The organism is Bacillus sp. C30 (genome assembly GCF_040838255.1).
Lineage (GTDB): Bacteria > Bacillota > Bacilli > Bacillales > Bacillaceae_G > Bacillus_A > Bacillus_A mycoides.
On sequence record NZ_JBFPJH010000038.1, the window covers coordinates 1 to 22,387 of the forward strand.

A 22,387-nucleotide genomic window follows, 5' to 3' on the forward strand; every position below is an offset into this window, starting at 1 on the left:
GTATTAATTAATATCAAACAAATATCAAAAATTTGACTATTTTATGAACAAAACATTTGTACTTCTTACTAATTCGTTCTAAAATAGTTATGGATGCTAAGTTCTTATAAAACGTTACAATTGTTGTTTGGAAGATACTGAGGTGATTTAACTGGAGTACAAATCTATTAAACCGAAAAAAATTTACGAAGAAGTATCTGAAGCTATTTTAACAATGATTAAAAATGGTACGTTAAAACCTGGTGACAAACTACTTCCTGTTCATCAATTAGCTGAGCAGTTTCAAGTTGGCAGATCTGCTGTTCGTGAAGCGCTAAGTGCGCTAAGAGCAATGGGCTTAATTGAAATGAAACAAGGAGAAGGTACATATGTAAGAAATTTCGATCCTTCTTCATTAACAAAATCACTAAATAACAAGTTATTAATGAAGAAAGAGGATATTTTGAATTTATTAGAAGTACGGAAGGTGCTCGAAGTGGGGGCAGTTCGAGCGGCAGCGGCAAAACGTACGGAGGCTAATTTGCAAAATATGAAGCAGTGGTTAGATGAAATGGCAAAGAGCATTGGAGATGAGAAGGCTGGCGAAAAAGCAGACTTTCATTTTCATATGGGAATTGCAGAATCTTCGCATAATAACATCTTGCTTGAGCTCATGAATCATGTTTCAGAGATGATTGCTGAAACGATTGGTGAATCAAGACGCATTATTTTATATGGTGAACAAACAACATCAGAACGACTTTTAGAAGAGCATCAATCTATATATGATGCGGTGTTAAAGCAAGATGTGGAATTAGCGCAGCAAGCGATGCTAAATCATTTAACAAATGTAGAACATATTGTCACAGGTAAAAGCGATATAAAGTCGTAATTTAATCTTTTAAAAATCTAATTTTCTGATAAAATAGAGAGAGATTAAGTAAGCGTTTTCTTTAGAAGAGGGAGAGGATAGGCCATGGTTGAGCCTACTTCTTCTAATCTTAGTCATCTGATGACCATATGATTTTTGGCGGAGTTGTAATGAGGGGGAATTATAGTTATGAAAGTTACTTTATTTGTTACTTGTTTAGTCGATATGTTTGAAACAAACGTCGGTAAAGCAACAGTTGAAGTATTGGAGCGTTTAGGTTGTGAAATTGAATTTCCAGAAGCACAAGTTTGTTGTGGTCAGCCTGCTTATAATAGCGGCCATGTAGAAGCAGCAAAAGAAGCGATGAAACATATGATTGAAACTTTTGAAGATGCAGAATATATCGTTACGCCATCTGGATCTTGTGCGACAATGTTTCATGAGTATCCGCATGTTTTTAAAGATGATCCGAAGTGGGCTAAACGTGCACAAAAGGTTGCTGATAAAACATATGAATTTACACAATTTATTGTAGATGTTTTAAAAGTTACAGATGTTGGTGCAAGTTTACCAGGGATAGCTACTATTCATAGATCTTGTCATATGACACGCCTGCTTGGAGTAAAAGAGGCACCAGGAATTTTATTATCAAGCGTAAAAGGATTAATTGTGAGAGAACTGCCGAACGTGCAAAATTGTTGTGGGTTTGGGGGAACGTTTTCAGTTAAGATGACTCCAATTTCTGAGCAAATGGTAGATGAAAAAGTAGATAGTGTAATGGAAACAGGTGCTGATTATTTAATCGGTGCAGATTGTGGGTGTTTGTTAAACATTGGCGGACGTATTGAGCGTTTAGGAAAAGAAGTAAAAGTAATGCATATTGCTGAGGTCTTGAATAGTCGCTCATGAAGGGGGAACATAAGCTATGTCTATGAAAATCAGTGAGAAAAAATTTAATGATCGTGTTGGCGATGGAATTCAAGATTCGTTTATGCGCGGAGCAGTATCTTCTGCACAAACGCGTTTATATACAAATCGATTAAAAGCAGCTGACGAGTTGGGAAACTGGGAAGAATGGCGTGAACTAGGTGAACAAATTCGTCAACATACGTTAGAAAATCTTGATTATTATTTAATGCAGTTAAGTGAAAATGTATCAAAAAGAGGCGGTCACGTTTACTTTGCGAAAACGAAAGAGGATGCAGCAAAGTATATTCAAGACGTTGCAAAAAAGAAACAAGCGAAGAAAGTTGTAAAATCAAAATCAATGGTAACTGAAGAAATTAGTATGAATCATGCCCTTGAAGAGATTGGTTGTGAAGTGTTAGAGAGTGACTTAGGAGAGTATATCTTGCAAGTAGATAACGATCCACCATCACATATTATTGCGCCTGCACTTCACAAAAACAGAACGCAAATTCGTGATGTATTTAAAGAAAAACTTGGATATGAAAATTCTGATGATCCATACGAAATGACAAAGTTTGTTCGTAAACAACTTCGTGAGAAATTTATGGATGCAGAAATTGGTGTGACAGGTTGTAACTTCGCTGTTGCAAATACTGGCTCTCTTTGTTTAGTGACGAACGAAGGTAATGCCGATCTTGTCATGTCGATTCCGAAAACACAAATTGCAGTAATGGGTATGGAACGTATGGTTCCGACAATGGAAGAATTAGATGTTTTAGTTGGTTTACTATGTCGTAGTGCGGTAGGTCAAAAATTAACAAGTTATGTAACAGTAGCAGGACCAATTCAAGAGGAAGAGGTAGATGGACCAGAAGAGTTTCATTTAGTCGTTGTTGATAATGGCCGCTCTCAAATTCTTGGATCGGAATTCCGTTCAATATTGCAATGTATTCGTTGTGCCGCTTGTGTTAACGTATGTCCCGTATATCGTCACGTTGGTGGACATTCGTATGGATCTATTTATTCAGGACCAATCGGTGCGGTATTAACACCACTTTTAGGTGGGTATGACGATTACAAAGAGCTTCCTTATGCATCTAGTTTATGCGGAGCATGTACAGAAGCTTGTCCAGTGAAAATTCCATTACATGATTTATTATTAAAACATCGTCAAGTCATCGTTGAGCAAGAAGGTCGTGCCCCACTTGCAGAAAAATTAGCAATGAAAATGTTTAGTATGGGTGCTTCTTCAGCAGCTTTATATAAAATGGGATCGAAAATGGCACCGGCAGCAATGAGTCCATTTACATCTGGTAACCGTGTATCAAAAGGTGTTGGACCACTTAAAAACTGGACGGATATTCGTGAATTCCCGGCTCCAAGTAAAGAACGATTCCGTGATTGGTATAAAGATCATAAGAAAGGCGGGGACAAATAATGACAGGATTAATTCAAAACCGTGAGTCCTTTCTAGATAATATCGCAAAAGAACTTGGGCGCGCGCGTAAAACAGAAGGCGTAGAACGTCCAGCATGGAAAAGTAATGTGAATGTAGAAACGTTAAAAGATTATTCACAAGAAGAATTGTTAGAAGTATTTAAAAAGCAATGTACAAACATTCATACAACTGTTGTGGAAACGACAAACGACCGTTTACGTGAAGATATTCAAAAAGTAATCATGGAAAACGGCGGGGGACCTATTATATTATCAGCAGATGAACGTTTTGATTCCTATGGATTGACTTCTTTATTTAAAGAAGAGCTTCCAAAGCAAAATGTTGAGGTAAATGTATGGGATCCTGAGAAAAAAGAAGAGAATATGCGTATAGCGGAAAAAGCGAATATCGGTATTGCATTTAGTGATTATACTTTAGCTGAATCTGGTACGATTGTTGTACAAAGTCATAAAGGACAAGGGCGTTCTTTACACTTTTTACCGACTGTATACTTTGCTATTATTCCACGTGAAACACTTGTACCTCGTATTACGCAAGCAGTTCAGGATATGAACTCACGTGTAGAAAATGGCGAAGCAGTTGCATCTTGTATTAACTTTATAACAGGACCAAGTAACTCTGCAGATATTGAAATGAACCTTGTTGTCGGAGTTCACGGACCATTAAAAGCAGTATATTTCATCGTATAAAATAGGGGAAAGCAGGCCGGGAAACGGCCTGCTTTTTTAATAGAATAAAGATAATATGAAGTAGAAGTTCTCTCCTTTTTTTGTTATGTTCTTTTGGAAAGGAGAGGAAGGGATGTTCACTTATTTATATGCATTGTTAATAGGTATGGTGTTTGGTTCTTTTTTTATGGTGATTGCGATGAGAGTTCCAGTAGGGGAATCTATTATTACACCACGTTCGTACTGTCATTACTGCAAGTATACGTTACAGCCGAAAGAACTTATTCCAATCATTTCATTTTGTATACAAAAAGGGCGTTGTACGAATTGTAAAAGGAAAATCTCAAGTTTGTACATAGTATTTGAATTTGTTACAGGCAGTTTATTTTTTCTTACTGTATATGTAATTGGAATGGAAAGAGAGCTCATCATCATTTTATCGCTTTTTTCGTTACTTCTAATTATTTCAGTTACAGATTTAGTATATATGCTAATACCTAATCGTATTTTAATTTGGTTTGCGCTTTTGCTTATTTTAGAATGTATTTTTGTACCGTTAGTTACTTGGATAGATAGTTTAGCTGGTAGTGGAACTATATTCATTTTGTTATATTGCATGCAAAAGATTTATCCAGATGGTCTTGGCGGAGGTGATGTAAAATTACTTTCGTTACTCGGATGTATAGTCGGAGTGAAAGGGGGTTTTATAACTTTATTTTTAGCATCTTGCTTTAGTCTTTGTTTTTTCGGGATAGGTATAGCGCTAAAACGTATAAACATAAGAACTCCAATTCCGTTCGGACCTTTTATTAGCCTTGGAGCAATATGTTATGTGTTGGTCACATATGCAAAATAGAGAGGAGATAGAAAATGAATGTATATATGGATGATCAAAGAAGTTGCCCATACGGATATGTTTTGGCAACTACAGTAGAATCTGCCTTGCAAATTGTTAGGGATAATGAGGTGAATATTATTTCCCTCGATTATAATATGGGATGGCGACAAAAAAGTGGGTTAGATTTCGTAGAAGCTTTCTGCAACGAAGGTTTATATGTTAATGAAATTCACCTTCATACAAATGATGTCATCGGTATGCATCAGATGAAAAAGAGCATAGAGAGAGGGAAGGAAAACGGGGAAATTAATCCTTATATTGCCTTGAAATATGTAGGGAGCTAAAAACTCCAAAGTAAAACTTTGGAGTTTTTAATGTTTCATATGTGCTTGTAAAGGAATAATTTCCTCCGTTTGAGCTCCAACTAATTGAGTTTTCTCTTGTTCAACAACAGGTGCTTTCTTTGTTAAGTAATGATATACCATACCGACAAATACGGATCCGCCAATAATGTTACCGATTGTAACTGGAATTAAGTTATGAATAGCGCCCGCAAAAGAAATTGTCTCAGGATGTGGTGATACTAAAGATAGAGCAAACAGTGATAAGTTTGCAATGCTATGCTCATAACCAGATAAAAAGAAAGTGAAAACGAGCATCATCATCATTAATATTTTTGCTGTGTCACCTTTCACTTGAGAAGGTAAGAAGCAGGCAAGACATACGAGCCAGTTACATAAAATGGCTTTAAAGAATAATTGCATTGTAGGTGTATTCATCTTTCCTTCAACAACTTTATTCATTAAATGACTGTGATCAATTGCTTCGAAAATTCCAGTTGCGTAAAATAGTAAGGCAAAGAATAAAGCGCCAGCTAAGTTACCTGCATAACAAGCAACCCAGTTGCGAAGTGTATCAGAAATCGTTGTTTCTTTTCTTAAAGTTGCCACTGTGAAGTACATCGTATTGCCAGTAAATAATTCAGCGCCGCCATATATAATAAGTACGAGAGCAATTCCGAAAAACATGGAGGAAGCTAAATATGTTGCTGGTGAATCTGCAATATGAAAAAAGTTACCTAATTTAAAACATAGTACAATAATAAAACCGATATAAATGCCCGCAAGTGCAGCACGAATGAAATATTGCATTGGATTTATATCTAGCATTTGTTTTTTGCTCTTAGCCAGTTTTACAACGTAATCTAATCCTTGTTCTAGCATGAGTAATACGCTCCTTTAATACATCGTCTATAAATACTCCTTATATGAATAAGGTACATGGATTTGTTCATAGTTTCAATAAGTTTGTGCAATATTTCACAAAAAGGACATACATCTAGAAAGGAAGCGTTTACAAAAGGTAGTATAATGGAATTTTTTCTGAAAATAGAGAGGGGAATTGAAACGAGAAAAAAGAAAAAGCGCTGTAATTACAGCGCTTTTTCGTCTAAATTCTTTTCTACTTTTACTTCTACTTCTTTCGAGAAGAACCAACCGCAAACTGCGATTCCAATTAATACAATCCAGAATGTAAGCTTCCACGGAGTGGATTCTGGGAATGAATGCGGAAGGACATTTAAAGCAGGGTGTGCTAGCGTATAAACTGTTAATTTCACACCAACCCAACCTACAATTAAAAATGCTGCAGTTTCAAGTCCTGGTTTACGTTTTAATATTTGTACGAAAGCAGTTGCTGCAAATCGCATTATAACTAATCCGATAAGTCCACCTGTAAAGATAACGATAAATTGACCTGTATCAAGACTACCAACCGTACCTAATCCTGTTTTCGGTAAAGTCACCGCTAATGCAACAGCAGCTAAAATTGAATCAACTGCGAAGGCGATATCAGCAACTTCGACTTTAAATACAGTCCACCAAAAGTTCTCTTGTTTTTTCTTTGCTTCTTTTTCTTCTGTTTCTTCATGTGTATTCTTTTTAACATACGTTTTAAATAAGTGATTCCCCGCGATAAACATAAGATAAATCGCACCAATTGCTTGCACTTGCCATACATCTACTAGGAACGAAATCATAAATAGTGATCCGAATCGGAAAACGAACGCTCCTGCTAATCCATAAAATAGTGCTTTCTTTCGTTTTTCTTCTGGTAAATGTTTTACCATGATTGCGAGAACGAGAGCGTTATCAGCCGCTAAAATCCCCTCTAGTGCAATTAGGATGAGTAATACCCAACCATACTCCAATAATAATGATACATCCATGTACATTCTCCTCTCATTTCTATAAAGTCTAAACAAGTGAAGAAGTTCCCCACTGTTTAGTTTCCCCATACTCCTGCGCATCAACGGTGGAGGAAATTTGAAAACAAAAAAGACCTCTGCCGTTGATAGGCAAAGGTCTTGCTAGACATATGTAATGAAAATGCCAACAAAGCCGGAAGAACTAAGTTCTACGTAATGACGACTTTGTTTCCAAGAAATAGTTCTTGGACGCTACTCCCCTTTGGAGATATGCTATTGTACTCTCATTATATGGATAATTTATACGGTTGTCAACCTGTTAAAATATCTTCGTTTGGATATTTTATTTTTCTTTGTTTTTTACGTGCAAATGAAAAGGCTAATGTTAAAGGCCCCATCTTTCCAAAAAACATCATAAAGATAATAATTATTTTGCCGATGATTGTTAAGTGTGGCGTCAAATTCATGCTAAGGCCGACAGTTCCAAATGCTGAAAATACTTCAAAAGCACTCATTAATAAAGGAACCTTCTCAGTGATGCTTAAAATTAAAATGGAAAGAAAAATAAACGAAATTGAAATAATAGTAATCGTTAATGATTTGACAATGAGCGTATCTTTAATGGATTTTTTAAACACGACAATATCATCTTGTTCTTGCAAAAATTTAAATACGCCGAAAAACATAATTAAAAAAGTTGTTAATTTAATCCCACCACCAGTAGAAGCACTGCCAGCACCAATAAACATAAGAAGCATCATTAATAAAAGTGATGGTTTAGATAGAGCGGCAATATCCACTGTATTAAACCCAGCTGTACGAGTCGAGATTGCTTGAAAATAAGCAGCCATGCCTTCTTCAAATGGTGTAAATCCTCTCATAGAAAGAGAATTATGGAACTCGAATATAAAAATAAAAGCTGTAGCAATAATATTGATGATTAGAGTAGAAGAGAGCATAAGCTTTGAGTGTAAAGTAAGGTTTCTAAAGTTTTTCTTTCTTTTTATATCTACGATAACCGTAAAACCAATCCCACCTAAAATAATGAGGGAAGAAATAACGAGATTGACGAGAATGCTATGGGAGTGCGGCATTAAATTATCGCTCCACACAGAAAACCCAGCATTATTAAAGGCTGAGATAGAATGAAAAAAGCTATAATATATACCTTTGGCAACCCCATATTTTGGTACCCATTCAAAAGAGAGAAGTAAAGTAGCGATACATTCTACAGTAAAAGAGAATAAAAATAATGCTTTTGCAAGACGAATGATTCCGCCGACATTTGTTTGGTTTAATGCTTGTTGTAATAAAATCCGGTTTTGAAGGCCGATTTTTCTGCCGAGCATAATTGCGATTAAAACAGCAAAGCTCATAATGCCAAGCCCACCAACTTGTATAAGTGTTAAAATGACACATTGGCCAAATAAGGTAAATACTTTACCAGTGTCCACAACACCAAGCCCTGTAACCGTACAAGCAGAAACCGTTGTAAATAAGGCATCGAGCCATGAAATGGACGTTGTTGTAGCAATTGGCAATTTCAATAGGCATGTACCGATAATTGATAGCATAATAAAAGATACAGTAAGAACACGGGGAGGACTCATGCTAATGTTAATCCGTTTCATTTCACATATCGTTCCTTTCGATTTGCTCTTACTAGTATGTGAAGAAGCACTATTATGTATGTTAAAAAAGAAAGAGGCAGAGAATATCTGCCTCTAAGCCATAGGTTATATAGTTATCCGCGTAATTGTTGTTGAGCTAAAGCAACAAGACGTTTCGTTACTTCACCGCCAACTGATCCGTTAGAACGAGATGCTGTATTAGATCCTAAGCTTACACCGAATTCTTGTGCGATTTCATATTTGAATTGTTCAAGTGCTTGCTCTGCACCCGGAACTAGTAATTTGTTTGTTTTCACCATGTTGATACACATCCTTAAAGAGTAATCCAGTTTAGCTAAGTGCTATCTGGTAATGTTATTTTATGTGTAAACGACGTACTCATACACGGAAGTAAACGGTGTGATTAGAAGTTCTTGGATAGAAAAAAGAGTAGCAAATTTGCTACTCTTTTTTCAGTATTGTCGCTGTACCTTCTACGACAATATCATCAGATTGATTATATATGTTTGTTTGCAATGTGATAATTTTTTTATCGTCCCGTTTTTTAATAACTTCTGCCACAACGCGAAGTGTATCACCGATTTTGACAGGAGCACGGAATGAAACGTTTTGTGATAAATAAATCGTATTTTTGCCAGGAAGTTTCGTTCCAAGAATGGTAGAAATAAAACTTGAAACGAGCATGCCATGGGCAATACGTTCTTTGAACATTGTCGTTTTTGCAAAAGAGTCTAGAATGTGAATAGGATTTACATCTCCAGTCAATTTTGCAAAATTGATAACGTCCTCATCCGTAATTTTTTTTGTAAGTGATGCTTGATCACCGACTTGAATCTCATCGTAACGAAGCTCCGGAACAGTTTGTGCTTCTTGAAATGGATTCATTTTGTCCTCCTTCTTTTCCATATCGAAAAATGTAAGCCATCTTGATGTAGTAGGAGGAAGAAAGAGTTTTGTTTGTGCTGCAGTTAGTTGCCACATTTTTCTTACTTGATGGAAGTAAATAGATTTTTTGAGTTTTCCTCGAACTGCTTTGCGAGTTCTAGTTGTTTGGACTTGAACTCTCCCAAAAAAACTTCTAACTGTTTTTGAACCTCTTCACGTTGCGACTGTTGTTGTTCGATAAAGTGTTTTGTTGTTTCTTCAAATTGGCCGCTAGTTTGAGTAAGAATAGACAAAGATGTTTTCGTAGGCGAAACAGTAAGTTGGTGCATTTGATTAGAAAGCTCATTCCACTTTTCTTGCCACTCGTTAATTTGATCATTTAAGGAGTTTCCAGTTAATTGCTTCACATAGTCTGTATATTGGTTATTGAACTGAGCAGTGAATTGGTGTAGTTCTTTTTCTAGTTCATCTACTCCTGATGTTAATTTATGCAAAGCGTCTTGTTGTTGTTTTAACGTTTCTAAAGTAAGGTGCTCTAATTGTTTCCCAGCTGAAGAGAAGAGGGAAAGAGATTGAGACCAGTTTTTCCAAAATGCATCGACTAATTCGTATGGCTTAGTTTCCATTGTTTGACCTCCAAATGTTTTTTTGCATATTGTGAACGCAGATTACTCTGCTGTACCACCAGGTGAAGATGAAGAATCCTTTTCATCCTTTTCTGGAGAAGTAGAAAATGGAAAGAATGCATTGGTGTATAACGTGAAAAACGTCCGCAACATATTTTGATAATGTTCAAAAGAAGTCGCACATGTTGTTAAATATTGCTCTCCATATTCTGTTAAAGAATAAATTCGTTTCGCTGGCCCGCCTTCGCTTGTATCCCAAGTAGAAGAAATAAGATTTTCTTTTTCTAATTTGCGTAGTGTCCTATACACATTACCTTGGTCAACAGAAGAAAAGCCGATGTCCATTAGCATTTGAATAAGTTTGTAACCATGAAGACTCCAGTCTTTTAGACAGAGAAGTAAGAAAGGAACTAAGAAGTTTTTTGGCATGGAGTTTGGTTGTTTCGCTTGGTTTTTTTCCAAACTTTCTGGGTGTTCTGGTTCATTATGTAGCATGATTGTGCATCACCTCATGAATCAGTTAGATGGAATTTTTTGCTTATAAGTGCAATTTACACCTATCTGTTTTTAATGTCAATACATTTGTTAGAAAATAAAGAAAAATAAAATATATACTTGAAGTTTTATTCGGAATATTAGAAAATAGTGAATAGGTTGAATTGTTTCAAAAACGAAAAAGGGAGTGTAGTCGAAGTGATTGATCAAAAATTCGATCCATTGCAAGCATGGAAAAATGCTTATGAACAAACCGAAACATTTTGGGGAAAAGCGCTCAATGAAACAATTAAAACAGAAGAATATTCTGCTTGGATGGGCAGCGTTCTAGATTTGAATTTGTTTTATCAAAAAGCATTAAATGATACGACAAAAAATTATTTAGAACAGGTGAATGTGCCGACGAGAGAGGATATCGCTAGAGTAGCTACGCTTGTTATTAACTTAGAAAATAAAGTTGATAACATCGAGGAAATTCTAGAAGAGAAAGTGGATTCATTAGGACAAGCTCCTACATTAAAGCGTGATGTTACGAAAGTAAAACAAGATATGCGCACGTTAGAAACGAAAGTTGATCAAATTTTAGAATTGCTAGAAAAGCAAAATGCAGTACTAGCTAAACTACAAGTACCTGTAAAAGAAGAAGTAAAGCCTGTAAATAAGCCAGAAAATAAAAAATGATAATAGCGTTTGTTTATAACGTGTAAAAGAGAGAGGGAGAATCTCTTTTCATGTATAAACAACGAAACATAATTAATATATGGACTCAATTAGTATGAGTACCAAAATGATTCATAACAATCGTTCACAAATTCATTTAAGGGGGAAAAGAAATGGTTCAATTAAATGGCAAAGTAGCAATCGTAACAGGTGGGGCAAAAGGAATTGGAAAAGCAATTACAGTAGCATTAGCAGAAGAGGGAGCAAAAGTAGTTATTAACTATAACAGCAGTAAAGAAGCAGCTGAAAACTTAGTAAATGAATTAGGAAAAGAAGGACATGACGTTTATGCAGTTCAAGCGGATGTTTCTAAAGTAGAAGATGCAAACAGACTTGTAGAAGAAGCTGTGAATCATTTTGGTAAAGTTGATATTCTTGTTAATAATGCTGGTATTACAAGAGATCGTACATTCAAAAAATTAAATCGTGAAGATTGGGAGCGCGTAATTGACGTGAACTTAAGCAGTGTATTTAATACGACAAGTGCGGTACTTCCATACATATCGGAAGCAGAAGAAGGAAGAATCATTAGTATTTCTTCTATTATTGGCCAAGCTGGTGGATTTGGACAAACAAACTACTCAGCAGCAAAAGCAGGTATGTTAGGATTTACAAAATCATTAGCGTTAGAACTTGCAAGAACAAATGTAACTGTAAACGCAATTTGCCCAGGATTTATTGATACTGAAATGGTAGCAGAAGTACCAGAAGAAGTGCGTCAAAAAATCGTTGCGAAAATCCCGAAAAAACGTTTTGGTCAAGCTGATGAAATTGCAAAAGGTGTAGTATATCTATGCCGTGACGGTGCGTATATCACAGGTCAGCAATTAAACATTAACGGCGGATTATACATGTAATGAAGTAAGAAAAAAGTGCATATCCATAGCAGGAATGCACTTCTTTTTTTAGAAAGAAATTGACCAAAAAGGAGATAGAAAAAATGACTACATTCGTAACGGAATGGGAAAAGCAATTGGAGTTGTACCCAGAAGAATATCGTAAAGCATATCGCCGTGTGAAAAGAGCGAGCGAAGTTTTATTACGCGAACCAGAACCACAAGTTGGTTTAACACCGAAAGAGGTTATTTGGACGAAGAATAAAACGAAGCTTTATCGTTACATTCCAAAACAAGAAAAAACACAGAGAGTTCCAATCTTATTAATATACGCTCTTATTAATAAACCGTATATTATGGATTTAACTCCAGGTAATAGTTTAGTGGAATATTTAGTAGATCGTGGTTTTGATGTGTATATGCTTGATTGGGGCACATTTGGTTTAGAAGATAGTCATTTGAAATTTGATGATTTCGTGTTCGATTATATTGCAAAAGCAGTGAAAAAAGTAATGAGAACTGCAAAATCGGACGAGATTTCTTTACTTGGTTATTGCATGGGTGGAACGTTAACATCTATTTATGCAGCGCTTCATCCGGACATGCCAATTCGAAACTTGATTTTTATGACAAGTCCTTTTGATTTCTCTGAAACAGGGTTATACGGTCCTTTATTAGATGAGAAATATTTCAATTTAGATAAAGCGGTTGATACATTTGGAAATATCCCACCAGAAATGATTGATTTCGGAAATAAGATGTTAAAACCAATTACAAACTTTGTCGGTCCATATGTTGCTTTAGTCGATCGTTCAGAAAATGAGCGCTTCGTCGAAAGTTGGAAATTAGTTCAAAAGTGGGTAGGCGATGGTATTCCGTTCCCAGGTGAATCGTATAGACAATGGATTCGTGATTTTTATCAAAATAATAAATTAGTGAAGGGTGAACTCGTGATTCGCGGACAAAAGGTAGACCTTGCAAATATTAAGGCGAATGTCTTAAATATTTCTGCGAAGCGTGATCATATCGCTCTGCCATGTCAAGTAGAAGCTTTACTTGATCATATTTCTAGCACAGATAAAGAGTATGTATGTTTACCGACAGGACATATGTCTATTGTGTATGGTGGAACGGCTGTAAAGCAAACATATCCGACGGTTGGAAATTGGCTTGAAGAGCGTTCTAATTAAAGAGAAGAAATCCAACTAGCGTATGTTAGTTGGATTTTTTTATGGAAAATGACGAAACATAGAAAGGAGAAAATTACATGGTAGGAGTATAATTATGAAGCTTATGACTGGTAAGTTGTTTTGGAATTCTGGAGTTTCTGTACCTTGTTATCCAACGTTAGAAAATGATATGATATGTGATGTGCTCGTAATTGGAAGTGGAGAAGCGGGTGCTCATATAGCATATTCGTTAGCTAAAATTGGAATGCGTGTTATGCTCATTGAAAAAAGAGCAATTGCATGTGGTAGCACAGCTGCAAATACAGGATTATTACAATTTGTTCATGATAAATCGTTAACCTCTCTTATTCATACATTTGGTGAAGAGAAAGGGGTACGAGCATATAGACTTTGTTATGAAGCGCTGCAAACAATGGAGAAGGTTGTGCCAACTCTCGATATTGATCCCCATTTTATTCCGCGAAATAGTTTGTATTATGCAAGTAGAGATGAGGATGTTTCATTTTTACAAGAAGAATATAATACGTTACGCCATTATGGATTTCCGGTTGAATATTTTACAGAGTCTGATATTAAGAAACGTTATTCATTTGCAAAACAAGCAGCGTTATATACAAGCGGTGATGCAGAAGTGAATCCGTATTTATTAGCGCATAGTCTTTTGCATAAAGCGAAACAAATGGGCGCTACTATATACGAACATACAGAGGCATTACATATTAAACAAATCCAAAATGATTTAATTTGTTACACGAATACAGGAAATAAAATAGTAGCAAAGAATATTATTATGGCGACAGGTTATGAAGCAATTTTTGGAAAGAAAGAAAAAAATACAACAGTAGAAACGTCTTATGCCGTTGTGACAAATAAGATAGATTATTTTGAAGGCTGGCATGAGCAATCGTTAATTTGGGAAACAGCACGTCCGTATTTGTATAGTCGAACGTATCAAAACCGCATTGTTATAGGCGGATTAGATGAGGCGCTGAAAATTCAAAAAATCGGCGATACGAAATTATTGCATAAGCGTGATCTTCTTATTAACATTGTAAAAGAAATGTTCCCGCAGTATAAAAATATACGGGCAGAGTACTATTGGGCAGCAGCATTTGGTGGCAGTCATGACGGTCTTCCTATTTTAAAAGAAGATAAAAAAATACCTAATTTATATTACGCACTGCCGTATGGGGGAAATGGAACTGTATACGGAATGGTATTTGCGAAACTATTTCAGCAGTTATTTACAAATGAAGAAAGTGATGATTTTTCTTTATTTAATCGATAGAAAAAAGGTAGCGAAGTGATGGAATGAGAGATGTAAAAAAGTTTTTACAAAAGTTACGTCCCGTACAACTTATCGTTGTATTTTATTTACTAGCAGTAGTCGTATCGGTAATTTTGCTTAGTTTACCATTTGTTACGAAGCCTGAAGTGAAATGGACATTTATCGATGCACTATTTACATCTGTTAGTGCGGTAAGTGTTACAGGACTGTCTGTTGTTACGATTTCAGATACGTTTACAACGGCAGGAATTATTGTTTTAGCCCTTATTTTACAATTAGGCGGATTAGGAATTATGGCGCTTGGTACATTCGTCTGGATTATAACGGGGAAAAAGATTGGTTTGCAAAGAAGAAGATTAATTATGGCAGACCATAACCAAGGGAATTTATCGGGCCTTGTAGAATTGATGCGTTCTATTTTAATTGTAATTATTTCGATAGAACTCATTGGAGCAATACTGTTAGGTACAAGGTTCTTACTATATTTCCCGACTTGGCAAGAAGCTTATTTTCACGGTTTCTTTGCCGCTGTGAGCGCAACAACGAACGGAGGATTTGATTTAACAGGACAATCACTTATTCCGTACAAAAAAGATTATATTGTTCAAATGATTCATATGTTGCTTATTATTTTAGGAGCTATCGGTTTCCCAGTGTTAATGGAAGTAAAACAATTCCTTAGTAAAAGGCGACAACAACTATTTCGCTTTTCGTTATTTACAAAATTGACGACAACAACATTTTTTGTACTCGTTATTGTTGGAACAATTATGATTTTTCTATTAGAACGAAATCATTTTTTAGTAGGAAAGTCATGGCATGAAACTGTATTTTATACATTATTCCAATCTGTGACGACGCGAAGTGGAGGACTCGCTACAATGGACATACGTGAATTATCACAACCAACGCTTTTATTTATGAGTATATTAATGTTCATTGGGGCATCTCCAAGTTCAGTTGGGGGCGGAATACGTACAACAACATTTGCAGTTAGTATATTATCGTTATATACATTTGCAAGAGGCGGGAGAACAGTCCGAGTTTTCAAACGTCAGCTACATGAAGAGGACGTGTTGAAAGCATCTGTCGTTATGACGATGGGAATTTTATTATGTGCCTCAGCGCTATTCATTTTATCTATTACGGAAAATGTACCGCTTATGAGCTTAATCGTTGAAGTTTGTTCTGCTTTCGGAACGACGGGACTATCAACAGGTGTTACTCCTGATTTAACAACTGTTGGTAAACTTGTACTTATTGTACTTATGTTTATCGGACGTGTCGGTATTTTGACATTTATTTTAGCTAGTGGTGGAAGAGAGCAACCAGCTCGCTATAAGTACCCGAAAGAGCGAATTATTATTGGATAGTATGAAACCATTCTACCTGAGTTAGGTAGAATGGTTTTTTTAGTCGTTAATTCCGAATTGGGGATGCATAAAAGCATCATTTTTATTATCAACTTCGTTTTTAAGTAATTCTTGATTCTCTTCTGCAATCCATCCGATATCATTTGTAGGATGGATCCATTCTTCCCCAGCCATAATGGCAGGATCTACCTCATCACTCCAATTATTAAGAGGACTGTTAGTGGAATCGTATTTACTGTCTCCAATTACAACATCATATTGATTTATAAAAGGTTGTTGCATCTTTTTGCCTGTGCCTTTAAAAGAAGGAAAGTTCATTTGATGAGGGAGCGTCTCGTCTAAAATTGGCGATTGTATCGTTTCTTTTTCTTTCAAAGTAATCGCTCCTTTTTGTAATGGCTTGTTCGTATGTAGTATTTCCATCTATAAGCTCTTATGTACTTGTTAACACTTCCCAGTAATAATTACTGTAAGTTGTTTCAAACTAGAATAGAAAGTTATTTCGTGAGAGCAGGTGAATATGTTGGTAAAAAGAAAAGTAAAACAAAATGCAGCAATTAATAATAATAAAACTCCGAAAGAAAGCTTACCAGATGCAGAATTTGCATTAGAGTATGAAGGAGAAAATAGTGCGAAGTATGCAAATCGTAATTCAAAAAAAGGTAAACAAAAATGAGGCGTTTTTTACAAACGCCTCATTTTTTTGTGGGATTATAAAGGTTTTTTAAATTATTTGTAAATTTCACGTTTGATATTAGCAGAAAAATGCGAAAAAACATAGAAGTAGCAACGTATTACACAAAAACAAACAACAAACAAAAGATTAATGTTGGTTTAATACTGCTTTTACACTAGTTGTTTATATTAGAGTTGTACATAAGATTTGTAAAAGGAGAGAGAGACAGTGAAAAAAACAATCTTTAAAGCTGTAGCAACTGGAATGGTATTTTCGTTATTAATGGGGTGTGGTGCAAAGAAAGAAGAAAGTGCTGGAGCAAAAGTAAAAGATGATAAATTATCTGGATCATTAACTGTTTACACAGCGATTGAAGAAGAGCTTGTACCGATTTATCTTGATTCTTTTAAACAGAAGTACCCAGACGTGAAGTTGAACATTGTTCGTGATTCAACAGGAGTTATTACAGCGAAATTACTAGCTGAAGGAAAAAATACACAAGCAGATGTTGTATGGGGAACTGCAGCGTCTAGTCTATTAGCTTTAGATAAAAAAGATATGTTAAAAGGATACTCTCCAAAAGGAGCAGATCGTGTCCTTCCGCAATTTAAAGACGATAAGAAACCAGAAAAATGGGTAGGAAATACTGCATTTATGACGGGGATTGCTGTAAATAAAGAAGAATTGAAGAAAAAAAATTTACCGATGCCAGAATCATATGAAGATTTAACGAAACCAGAATATAAAGGAACGCTAGTTATGCCGCATCCGGCTTCTTCTGGAACAGGATTTTTAACAGTTTCTGCATGGCTACAAATTATGGGAGAAGATAAGGGCTGGGATTACATGAAGAAACTTCATGATAATATGGCAACTTATACTCATTCAGGTTCAAAACCAGCGAAATTAGCAGGCGCAGGTGAATATCCAGTTGGTGTATCAATGGTTTATAGTGCTTTGAAAGAGAAACAAAAAGGTGCACCAGTTGAAGTTGTACTGCCGAAAGAAGGATTAGGCTGGGAAGTAGAAGCGAACGCACTTATTAAGAAAGATAATGCTAAAAATGATAAATTAGCGCAAGCATTTTTAGATTGGGCAATTACAGATGATGTAATGAAGTTATACTTCGAGAAAAATGGATTTGCGACAATTAAAAATGATTATAAACTTCCAGATGAATTCCCTAAAGATGTGACAGAAAAGTTATATAAAAAGAATGACTTTAAATGGGCAGCAGAAAATCGTGACAAAATTTTAGAAAAATGGGAAAAAGAGTTTGGCCAAAAAGCAGAACCGAAAAAGTAAGTGAGTGGGAGAGAGAAAAATGAGCGAATATTTATCAATTCAACACATCCAAAAACAGTTTGATGCATTTACAGCGTTAAAGGATATTTCTTTTACTGTGAAAAAAAATGAGTTTGTTTGTTTATTAGGCCCAAGTGGTTGTGGGAAAACGACATTGCTCCGAATTTTAGCGGGGCTAGAAGAGGCAACAACAGGTAGTATTGCTGTGAATGGAAAAGATATTACAGCATTACCACCTGGAAAGAGGAACTTCGGAATGGTTTTTCAATCGTATGCATTATTTCCGAATTTAACTGCACTTGAAAACATTGAATACGGCTTAAAAACAAAAAAATATGGAAAAGCAGAAGTAAAAGAAAAAGCGCTATCGGCGTTAGAACTTGTTGATTTGCTGAATGTAAAAGATAAATATCCTGCTCAAATGTCTGGTGGACAACAGCAGCGAGTAGCACTTGCACGTGCGCTCGCTCTGTCTCCCGATATTTTGTTACTTGATGAGCCGTTATCTGCTTTAGATGCAAAAGTGCGTGAAAAGTTGCGCAGAGAAATGCGTGATTTGCAAGAAAAAGTGGGAGTAACAACTATTATGGTAACGCATGATCAAGAAGAGGCATTAACGATGGCTGATAAAATTGTTGTAATGAATCATGCGGAAATTATGCAGATTGGAACACCAGAGGAGATTTATCAAAGACCAGCCAATCCGTTTGTGGCAGATTTTATTGGTTCTATTAATTTCTTTTCGAAAAATAACGAAGAACATGCGATTCGTCCTGAACATGTAACAGTTGTACAAAATAATGGTATTAAAACAGTTGTAGAAAGCATGGAATTTCGCGGTTCTGTATACCGGACGGAAGTGCGGGTCATAGAAGAGAAAACACACCTTTATAATGAGAAAATTGTAGTGGATATATTGGCATCAGAAGTAGAGGAAACTGCTATTAGAAAAGGAAAGCCAATTCAAATCTCTTTCTCAGAAAATCATATGTTGTCATATGGAAAGAAGGTCATTGTATAGATGGAGATGTTAGAAAACTTTAAGGCAGAAAGTACAAAAAAAAAGATTAAGAGACGTATCGGTAAAGAAGAGTGGATACAAAGACTATTAATTATTGGTATGCTTCTTTCATTTTTTATCATGCTTGTATTGCCTTTATTACAACTGTTTACACAAGCCTTTTATGATAAAGATGGAGCTTTTGTTGGTGTTGCGAATTTCAGTAAATATTTCACAACACCAACGCTAGTTCAATCACTACAAAATACGATATGGATTTCGGGCGCTACAACAATTATTTCGGTTACACTCGCTTTCGCTTACGCATATGCGATCGCTCGTACAAATGTTTTTGGAAAGCGCGTATTTCAATACATAGCATTATTACCATTATTTGCACCAACGATGATGCACGGTATTGCGCTTACATATTTATTTGGTAATCAAGGGTTAATAACAAAAGGGATGTTTGGTTTATTTGAAGGAATACAAATACCGTTATACGGACCAGTAGGAATTGTAATGGCTGAAGTTATGTATACATTTCCGCAAGCATTCCTTATTTTATTAATTGCTCTCCAAGGTTCTGATTATCGTTTATATGAAGCTTCTAATATGTTGGGTGCAAGTAAAGTGAAACAGTTTCTTACGATTACTTTACCTAGTGTGAAATACGGATTAATTAGTGCGATGTTCGTTGTATTTACACTTAGTTTCACTGATTTTGGGGCACCTAAAATTGTTGGAGGACAATATAACGTACTTGCTACTGACGTATATAAGCAAGTAATTGGACAGCAAAATATGTCCATGGGCGCAACTGTCGGAATGATTTTATTGATCCCAGCTATTTTCGCATTTGCAGTTGATCGTATTACGCAAAGAAAACAGGCGAATCTCTTATCTTCAAAAGCAGTACCTTACAGAATAATAAATAATAAGAAAAGAGATGTTATTTCATTCGTATATTGTAGCGTAGTCACGTTTATGATCATTCTTTTATTTGTGGCAGTTGGTATTGCTGCAAGTGTGAAAGTATGGCCATATAATATGAGTTTTACACTTGAGCATTTTAATTTTTCAAGTTTGACAGGAGACGGAATTGAAGCATTTAAAAATAGTGTAATTGTCTCAGCTATTACGGCAGTTATCGGAGCGATTTTAACATTTGTGTTCGCTTATGCGATTGAAAAAATAGAACAGCTACAGTTTTTTAGAAAAGTAGGCTACTTTTTCTCTATTGTACCGTTAGCGATTCCTGGATTAGTACTTGGATTAGGATATGTCTTTTTCTTCAGTCAACCAACAATTCAAATTCTAGGACTTTCAGTAACAAATCCGTTTCATTCCTTATATGGCACAATTGCTGTTTTAGTATTAGTAAATATCATTCATTTTTACTCTGTAACGTTTGTTACCGCAACGACTGCTTTAAAGAAACTGGACCGAGAGTTTGAACTTGTTTCACAGTCGATGAGCGTACCGTTTTATAAAACTTTCTTTCGAGTAACAGTACCGATGTGTTTACCAGCTATTTTAGAAATGGTTATGTATTATTTCGTAAATTCAATGGTGACTGTATCGGCAGTAGTGTTCTTATATGCGGCTGATTTTAAACTAGCTGCTGTATCAATTGTAAATATGGATGATGCAGGAAATGTAGCACCAGCAGCTGCGATGAGTGTACTTATTGTTGTTACCAATATTGTAGTAAGAGTTTTATACGAATGGGGAACGAAAGCACTTCGTAACCGAACTTCACAATGGCAAAAAAGATAAGTAAGAAGGGTGATGGATAGAATGAAAATTGAAGCAGTTATTTTTGATTGGGCAGGTACGACAGTTGATTACGGATGTTTTGCACCATTAGAAGTATTCATGAAGATTTTTCATAAACGCGGTGTTGAAATTACAGTAGAAGAAGCACGTAAGCCAATGGGATTATTAAAAATAGATCATGTAAGGGCACTAACAGAAATGCCTCGTATTGCGAATGAGTGGAAGCGTGTCTTCGGACAATTACCAACAGAAGCAGACATTCATGAGATGTATGAAGAATTTGAAGAAATTCTCTTCGCTATTTTGCCAAGCTATGCCACGCCAATTGATGGGGTAAAAGAAGTGGTTGCTTCATTACGTGAAAGAGGTATTAAAGTTGGGTCAACAACTGGTTATACGAGAGAAATGATGGACATTGTTGCAAAAGAAGCAGAAATACAAGGGTATAAACCTGATTTTCTTGTGACGCCAAATGATGTTCCAGCAGGTCGTCCATATCCGTGGATGTGTTATAAAAATGCGATGGAACTCCGTGTATACCCAATGAATCATATGATAAAAGTTGGAGACACCGTGTCAGATATGAAAGAGGGCAGAAATGCTGGAATGTGGACAGTTGGTGTAATCCTCGGTAGTAGTGAGCTCGGTTTAACGGAAGAGGAAGTTAAGAATATGGATCCGTTAGAGCTTCGTGAAAAAATAGAAGTAGTTCGTAATCGTTTCATTGAAAATGGGGCTCATTTTACAATTGAAACGATGCAGGAGCTCGAAAACGTAATTGAACATATCGAGAAACAAGAACTTATTATTTCATAAAGGGGGGCACACGATCATGAATGAAAATCACTATTTATTATTAACACCAGGACCATTAACGACAACAAAAACTGTAAAAGAAGTTATGTTATACGATTGGTGTACGTGGGATGTTGAATATAACACGATGGTGCAAGATGTAAGAAATAGGCTTGTATCGTTAGCGACAAAGGAAGAAGAAAAGTACACAACAGTTTTAATGCAAGGAAGCGGTACGTTTGCGGTTGAAGCAGTAATTGGTTCTGTTATTCCTAGAAACGGAAAGCTGCTAGTTTGTACAAATGGTGCGTACGGTAAGCGGATTGTACAAATGGCAGAGATGTTACATATAGATGTGATGGTCAGTCAAACAGAAGAGTGGGAGCCTACTAATATTGCAGAAGTAGAAAAGTTATTGCAACAAGATAAAGAGATTACGCATATTGTAGTTGTTCATTGTGAAACAACTACAGGTATTATTAATCCAATTGTAGACGTATGTAAATTGGGAAAACAATATGGAAAAGTTACACTGGTTGACGCAATGAGTAGTTTCGGTGGTATTGAAATAGATATCGCTGAGTTGCAAATTGACTTTCTAATTAGTAGTGCGAATAAATGTATTCAAGGTGTTCCCGGATTCGGTTTTGTCATCGCAAATCGTGATGAACTATTGAAATGTAAAGGGCAAGCTCGTTCTTTATCATTAGATTTATATGATCAGTGGGAAACGATGGAAGAGCAAAATGGGAAATGGCGCTTTACTTCACCAACCCATATTGTACGCGCCTTCTATCAAGCATTGCTTGAATTAGAAGAAGAAGGCGGGGTAAGAGCCCGTTATAATAGATATTATAA

25 protein-coding genes and 1 riboswitch are annotated in these 22,387 nt (G+C 35.9%); of the genes, 17 read left to right on the plus strand and 8 right to left on the minus strand.

What is annotated here, in order from left to right; translation table 11 throughout:
- Window positions 1–181 precede the first annotated feature (181 nt).
- The 6 genes from AB3X49_RS06910 to AB3X49_RS06935 all read left to right on the plus strand — a co-directional run bounded on the left by AB3X49_RS06910 (window position 182) and on the right by AB3X49_RS06935 (window position 5,068).
- Complete coding sequence (locus AB3X49_RS06910; RefSeq protein ID WP_367961182.1) at window positions 182–871, plus strand: FadR/GntR family transcriptional regulator; 690 nt, start codon at window positions 182–184, stop codon at window positions 869–871.
- Between the two features lie 168 nt (window positions 872–1,039).
- Complete coding sequence (gene lutA, locus AB3X49_RS06915; protein WP_367961168.1) at window positions 1,040–1,759, plus strand: lactate utilization iron-sulfur protein LutA; 720 nt, start codon at window positions 1,040–1,042, stop codon at window positions 1,757–1,759.
- 16 nt (window positions 1,760–1,775) lie between these two features.
- Window positions 1,776–3,197, plus strand: a complete 1,422-nt coding sequence (locus AB3X49_RS06920; RefSeq protein WP_002011586.1) for a LutB/LldF family L-lactate oxidation iron-sulfur protein — start codon at window positions 1,776–1,778, stop codon at window positions 3,195–3,197.
- Complete coding sequence (locus AB3X49_RS06925) at window positions 3,197–3,907, plus strand: LutC/YkgG family protein (RefSeq protein ID WP_002064361.1); 711 nt, start codon at window positions 3,197–3,199, stop codon at window positions 3,905–3,907. Before AB3X49_RS06920 ends, AB3X49_RS06925 begins: the two co-directional genes overlap by 1 nt.
- Window positions 3,908–4,019: 112 nt before the next feature.
- Window positions 4,020–4,742: a prepilin peptidase gene (locus tag AB3X49_RS06930; protein WP_016094508.1), complete on the plus strand. Its 723-nt coding sequence runs from the start codon at window positions 4,020–4,022 to the stop codon at window positions 4,740–4,742.
- Between the two features lie 14 nt (window positions 4,743–4,756).
- Window positions 4,757–5,068, plus strand: coding sequence for a cyclic-phosphate processing receiver domain-containing protein (locus tag AB3X49_RS06935; RefSeq protein WP_002064363.1), 312 nt, complete (start codon window positions 4,757–4,759; stop codon window positions 5,066–5,068).
- Window positions 5,069–5,095: 27 nt separating this feature from the next.
- Here AB3X49_RS06935 and AB3X49_RS06940 read toward each other — a convergent pair whose 3' ends face one another.
- The 7 genes from AB3X49_RS06940 to phaQ form a co-directional block, all read right to left on the minus strand.
- The gene (locus AB3X49_RS06940) at window positions 5,096–5,947 is read right to left on the minus strand and encodes a formate/nitrite transporter family protein (RefSeq protein ID WP_002011581.1); all 852 of its coding nucleotides are present in this window, start codon (window positions 5,945–5,947) and stop codon (window positions 5,096–5,098) included.
- A gap of 209 nt (window positions 5,948–6,156) precedes the next feature.
- Window positions 6,157–6,951 carry a TerC family protein gene (locus tag AB3X49_RS06945; protein WP_002064365.1) on the minus strand — a complete coding sequence of 265 codons (795 nt, stop codon included), beginning with the start codon at window positions 6,949–6,951 and terminating at the stop codon, window positions 6,157–6,159.
- A gap of 77 nt (window positions 6,952–7,028) precedes the next feature.
- Window positions 7,029–7,203, minus strand: a riboswitch (yybP-ykoY riboswitch).
- Between the two features lie 38 nt (window positions 7,204–7,241).
- Entirely contained in the window at window positions 7,242–8,561 is a 1,320-nt protein-coding gene (locus tag AB3X49_RS06950; RefSeq protein ID WP_016094507.1) for a TrkH family potassium uptake protein, read from the minus strand.
- A gap of 113 nt (window positions 8,562–8,674) precedes the next feature.
- A complete protein-coding gene (locus tag AB3X49_RS06955; RefSeq protein WP_000241212.1) occupies window positions 8,675–8,860 on the minus strand; it encodes an alpha/beta-type small acid-soluble spore protein in 186 nt (61 codons plus the stop codon).
- Window positions 8,861–9,002: 142 nt separating this feature from the next.
- On the minus strand, window positions 9,003–9,446 hold the full coding sequence (locus AB3X49_RS06960) for a MaoC family dehydratase (protein ID WP_001067911.1): 444 nt from the start codon (window positions 9,444–9,446) through the stop codon (window positions 9,003–9,005).
- 101 nt (window positions 9,447–9,547) lie between these two features.
- Window positions 9,548–10,072 carry a polyhydroxyalkanoic acid inclusion protein PhaP gene (phaP, locus tag AB3X49_RS06965; protein WP_215574620.1) on the minus strand — a complete coding sequence of 175 codons (525 nt, stop codon included), beginning with the start codon at window positions 10,070–10,072 and terminating at the stop codon, window positions 9,548–9,550.
- A gap of 42 nt (window positions 10,073–10,114) precedes the next feature.
- Window positions 10,115–10,567: a poly-beta-hydroxybutyrate-responsive repressor gene (gene phaQ / locus AB3X49_RS06970; RefSeq protein ID WP_000903018.1), complete on the minus strand. Its 453-nt coding sequence runs from the start codon at window positions 10,565–10,567 to the stop codon at window positions 10,115–10,117.
- A 198-nt stretch (window positions 10,568–10,765) separates the two neighbouring features.
- Between phaQ and phaR the strand changes: the two genes are divergently transcribed.
- The 5 genes from phaR to AB3X49_RS06995 all read left to right on the plus strand — a co-directional run bounded on the left by phaR (window position 10,766) and on the right by AB3X49_RS06995 (window position 15,974).
- Complete coding sequence (gene phaR / locus AB3X49_RS06975; protein WP_000566956.1) at window positions 10,766–11,248, plus strand: polyhydroxyalkanoic acid synthase subunit PhaR; 483 nt, start codon at window positions 10,766–10,768, stop codon at window positions 11,246–11,248.
- 152 nt (window positions 11,249–11,400) lie between these two features.
- Complete coding sequence (locus AB3X49_RS06980) at window positions 11,401–12,144, plus strand: acetoacetyl-CoA reductase (RefSeq protein ID WP_000250406.1); 744 nt, start codon at window positions 11,401–11,403, stop codon at window positions 12,142–12,144.
- 83 nt (window positions 12,145–12,227) lie between these two features.
- The gene (gene phaC / locus AB3X49_RS06985; RefSeq protein WP_002011573.1) at window positions 12,228–13,313 is read left to right on the plus strand and encodes a class III poly(R)-hydroxyalkanoic acid synthase subunit PhaC; all 1,086 of its coding nucleotides are present in this window, start codon (window positions 12,228–12,230) and stop codon (window positions 13,311–13,313) included.
- 94 nt (window positions 13,314–13,407) lie between these two features.
- Window positions 13,408–14,601, plus strand: a complete 1,194-nt coding sequence (locus AB3X49_RS06990) for an NAD(P)/FAD-dependent oxidoreductase (protein WP_002064368.1) — start codon at window positions 13,408–13,410, stop codon at window positions 14,599–14,601.
- Window positions 14,602–14,624: 23 nt separating this feature from the next.
- Window positions 14,625–15,974: a TrkH family potassium uptake protein gene (locus AB3X49_RS06995; RefSeq protein WP_367961172.1), complete on the plus strand. Its 1,350-nt coding sequence runs from the start codon at window positions 14,625–14,627 to the stop codon at window positions 15,972–15,974.
- Window positions 15,975–16,013: 39 nt separating this feature from the next.
- Here the strand turns inward: AB3X49_RS06995 and AB3X49_RS07000 are convergent, their stop codons facing one another.
- Complete coding sequence (locus AB3X49_RS07000) at window positions 16,014–16,397, minus strand: DUF3905 domain-containing protein (RefSeq protein ID WP_002011568.1); 384 nt, start codon at window positions 16,395–16,397, stop codon at window positions 16,014–16,016.
- Between the two features lie 100 nt (window positions 16,398–16,497).
- Here AB3X49_RS07000 and ykzP point away from each other — a divergent pair, with 100 nt between their 5' ends.
- From ykzP to phnW, 6 genes are all read left to right on the plus strand, one after another.
- Window positions 16,498–16,650 (plus strand): protein YkzP, encoded by a 153-nt coding sequence (gene ykzP / locus AB3X49_RS07005; protein ID WP_000240799.1) that lies wholly within the window; start codon window positions 16,498–16,500, stop codon window positions 16,648–16,650.
- 228 nt (window positions 16,651–16,878) lie between these two features.
- Window positions 16,879–17,955 carry a putative 2-aminoethylphosphonate ABC transporter substrate-binding protein gene (locus AB3X49_RS07010; protein ID WP_367961174.1) on the plus strand — a complete coding sequence of 359 codons (1,077 nt, stop codon included), beginning with the start codon at window positions 16,879–16,881 and terminating at the stop codon, window positions 17,953–17,955.
- Window positions 17,956–17,974: 19 nt separating this feature from the next.
- On the plus strand, window positions 17,975–18,976 hold the full coding sequence (locus tag AB3X49_RS07015; protein ID WP_002086828.1) for a putative 2-aminoethylphosphonate ABC transporter ATP-binding protein: 1,002 nt from the start codon (window positions 17,975–17,977) through the stop codon (window positions 18,974–18,976).
- Window positions 18,977–20,734: a putative 2-aminoethylphosphonate ABC transporter permease subunit gene (locus AB3X49_RS07020; protein WP_367961176.1), complete on the plus strand. Its 1,758-nt coding sequence runs from the start codon at window positions 18,977–18,979 to the stop codon at window positions 20,732–20,734.
- A gap of 21 nt (window positions 20,735–20,755) precedes the next feature.
- Window positions 20,756–21,550, plus strand: a complete 795-nt coding sequence (gene phnX, locus AB3X49_RS07025; RefSeq protein ID WP_367961178.1) for a phosphonoacetaldehyde hydrolase — start codon at window positions 20,756–20,758, stop codon at window positions 21,548–21,550.
- Window positions 21,551–21,566: 16 nt separating this feature from the next.
- Window positions 21,567–22,387: 2-aminoethylphosphonate--pyruvate transaminase (phnW, locus tag AB3X49_RS07030; RefSeq protein WP_367961180.1), on the plus strand; the 821-nt coding region annotated here is incomplete at its 3' end.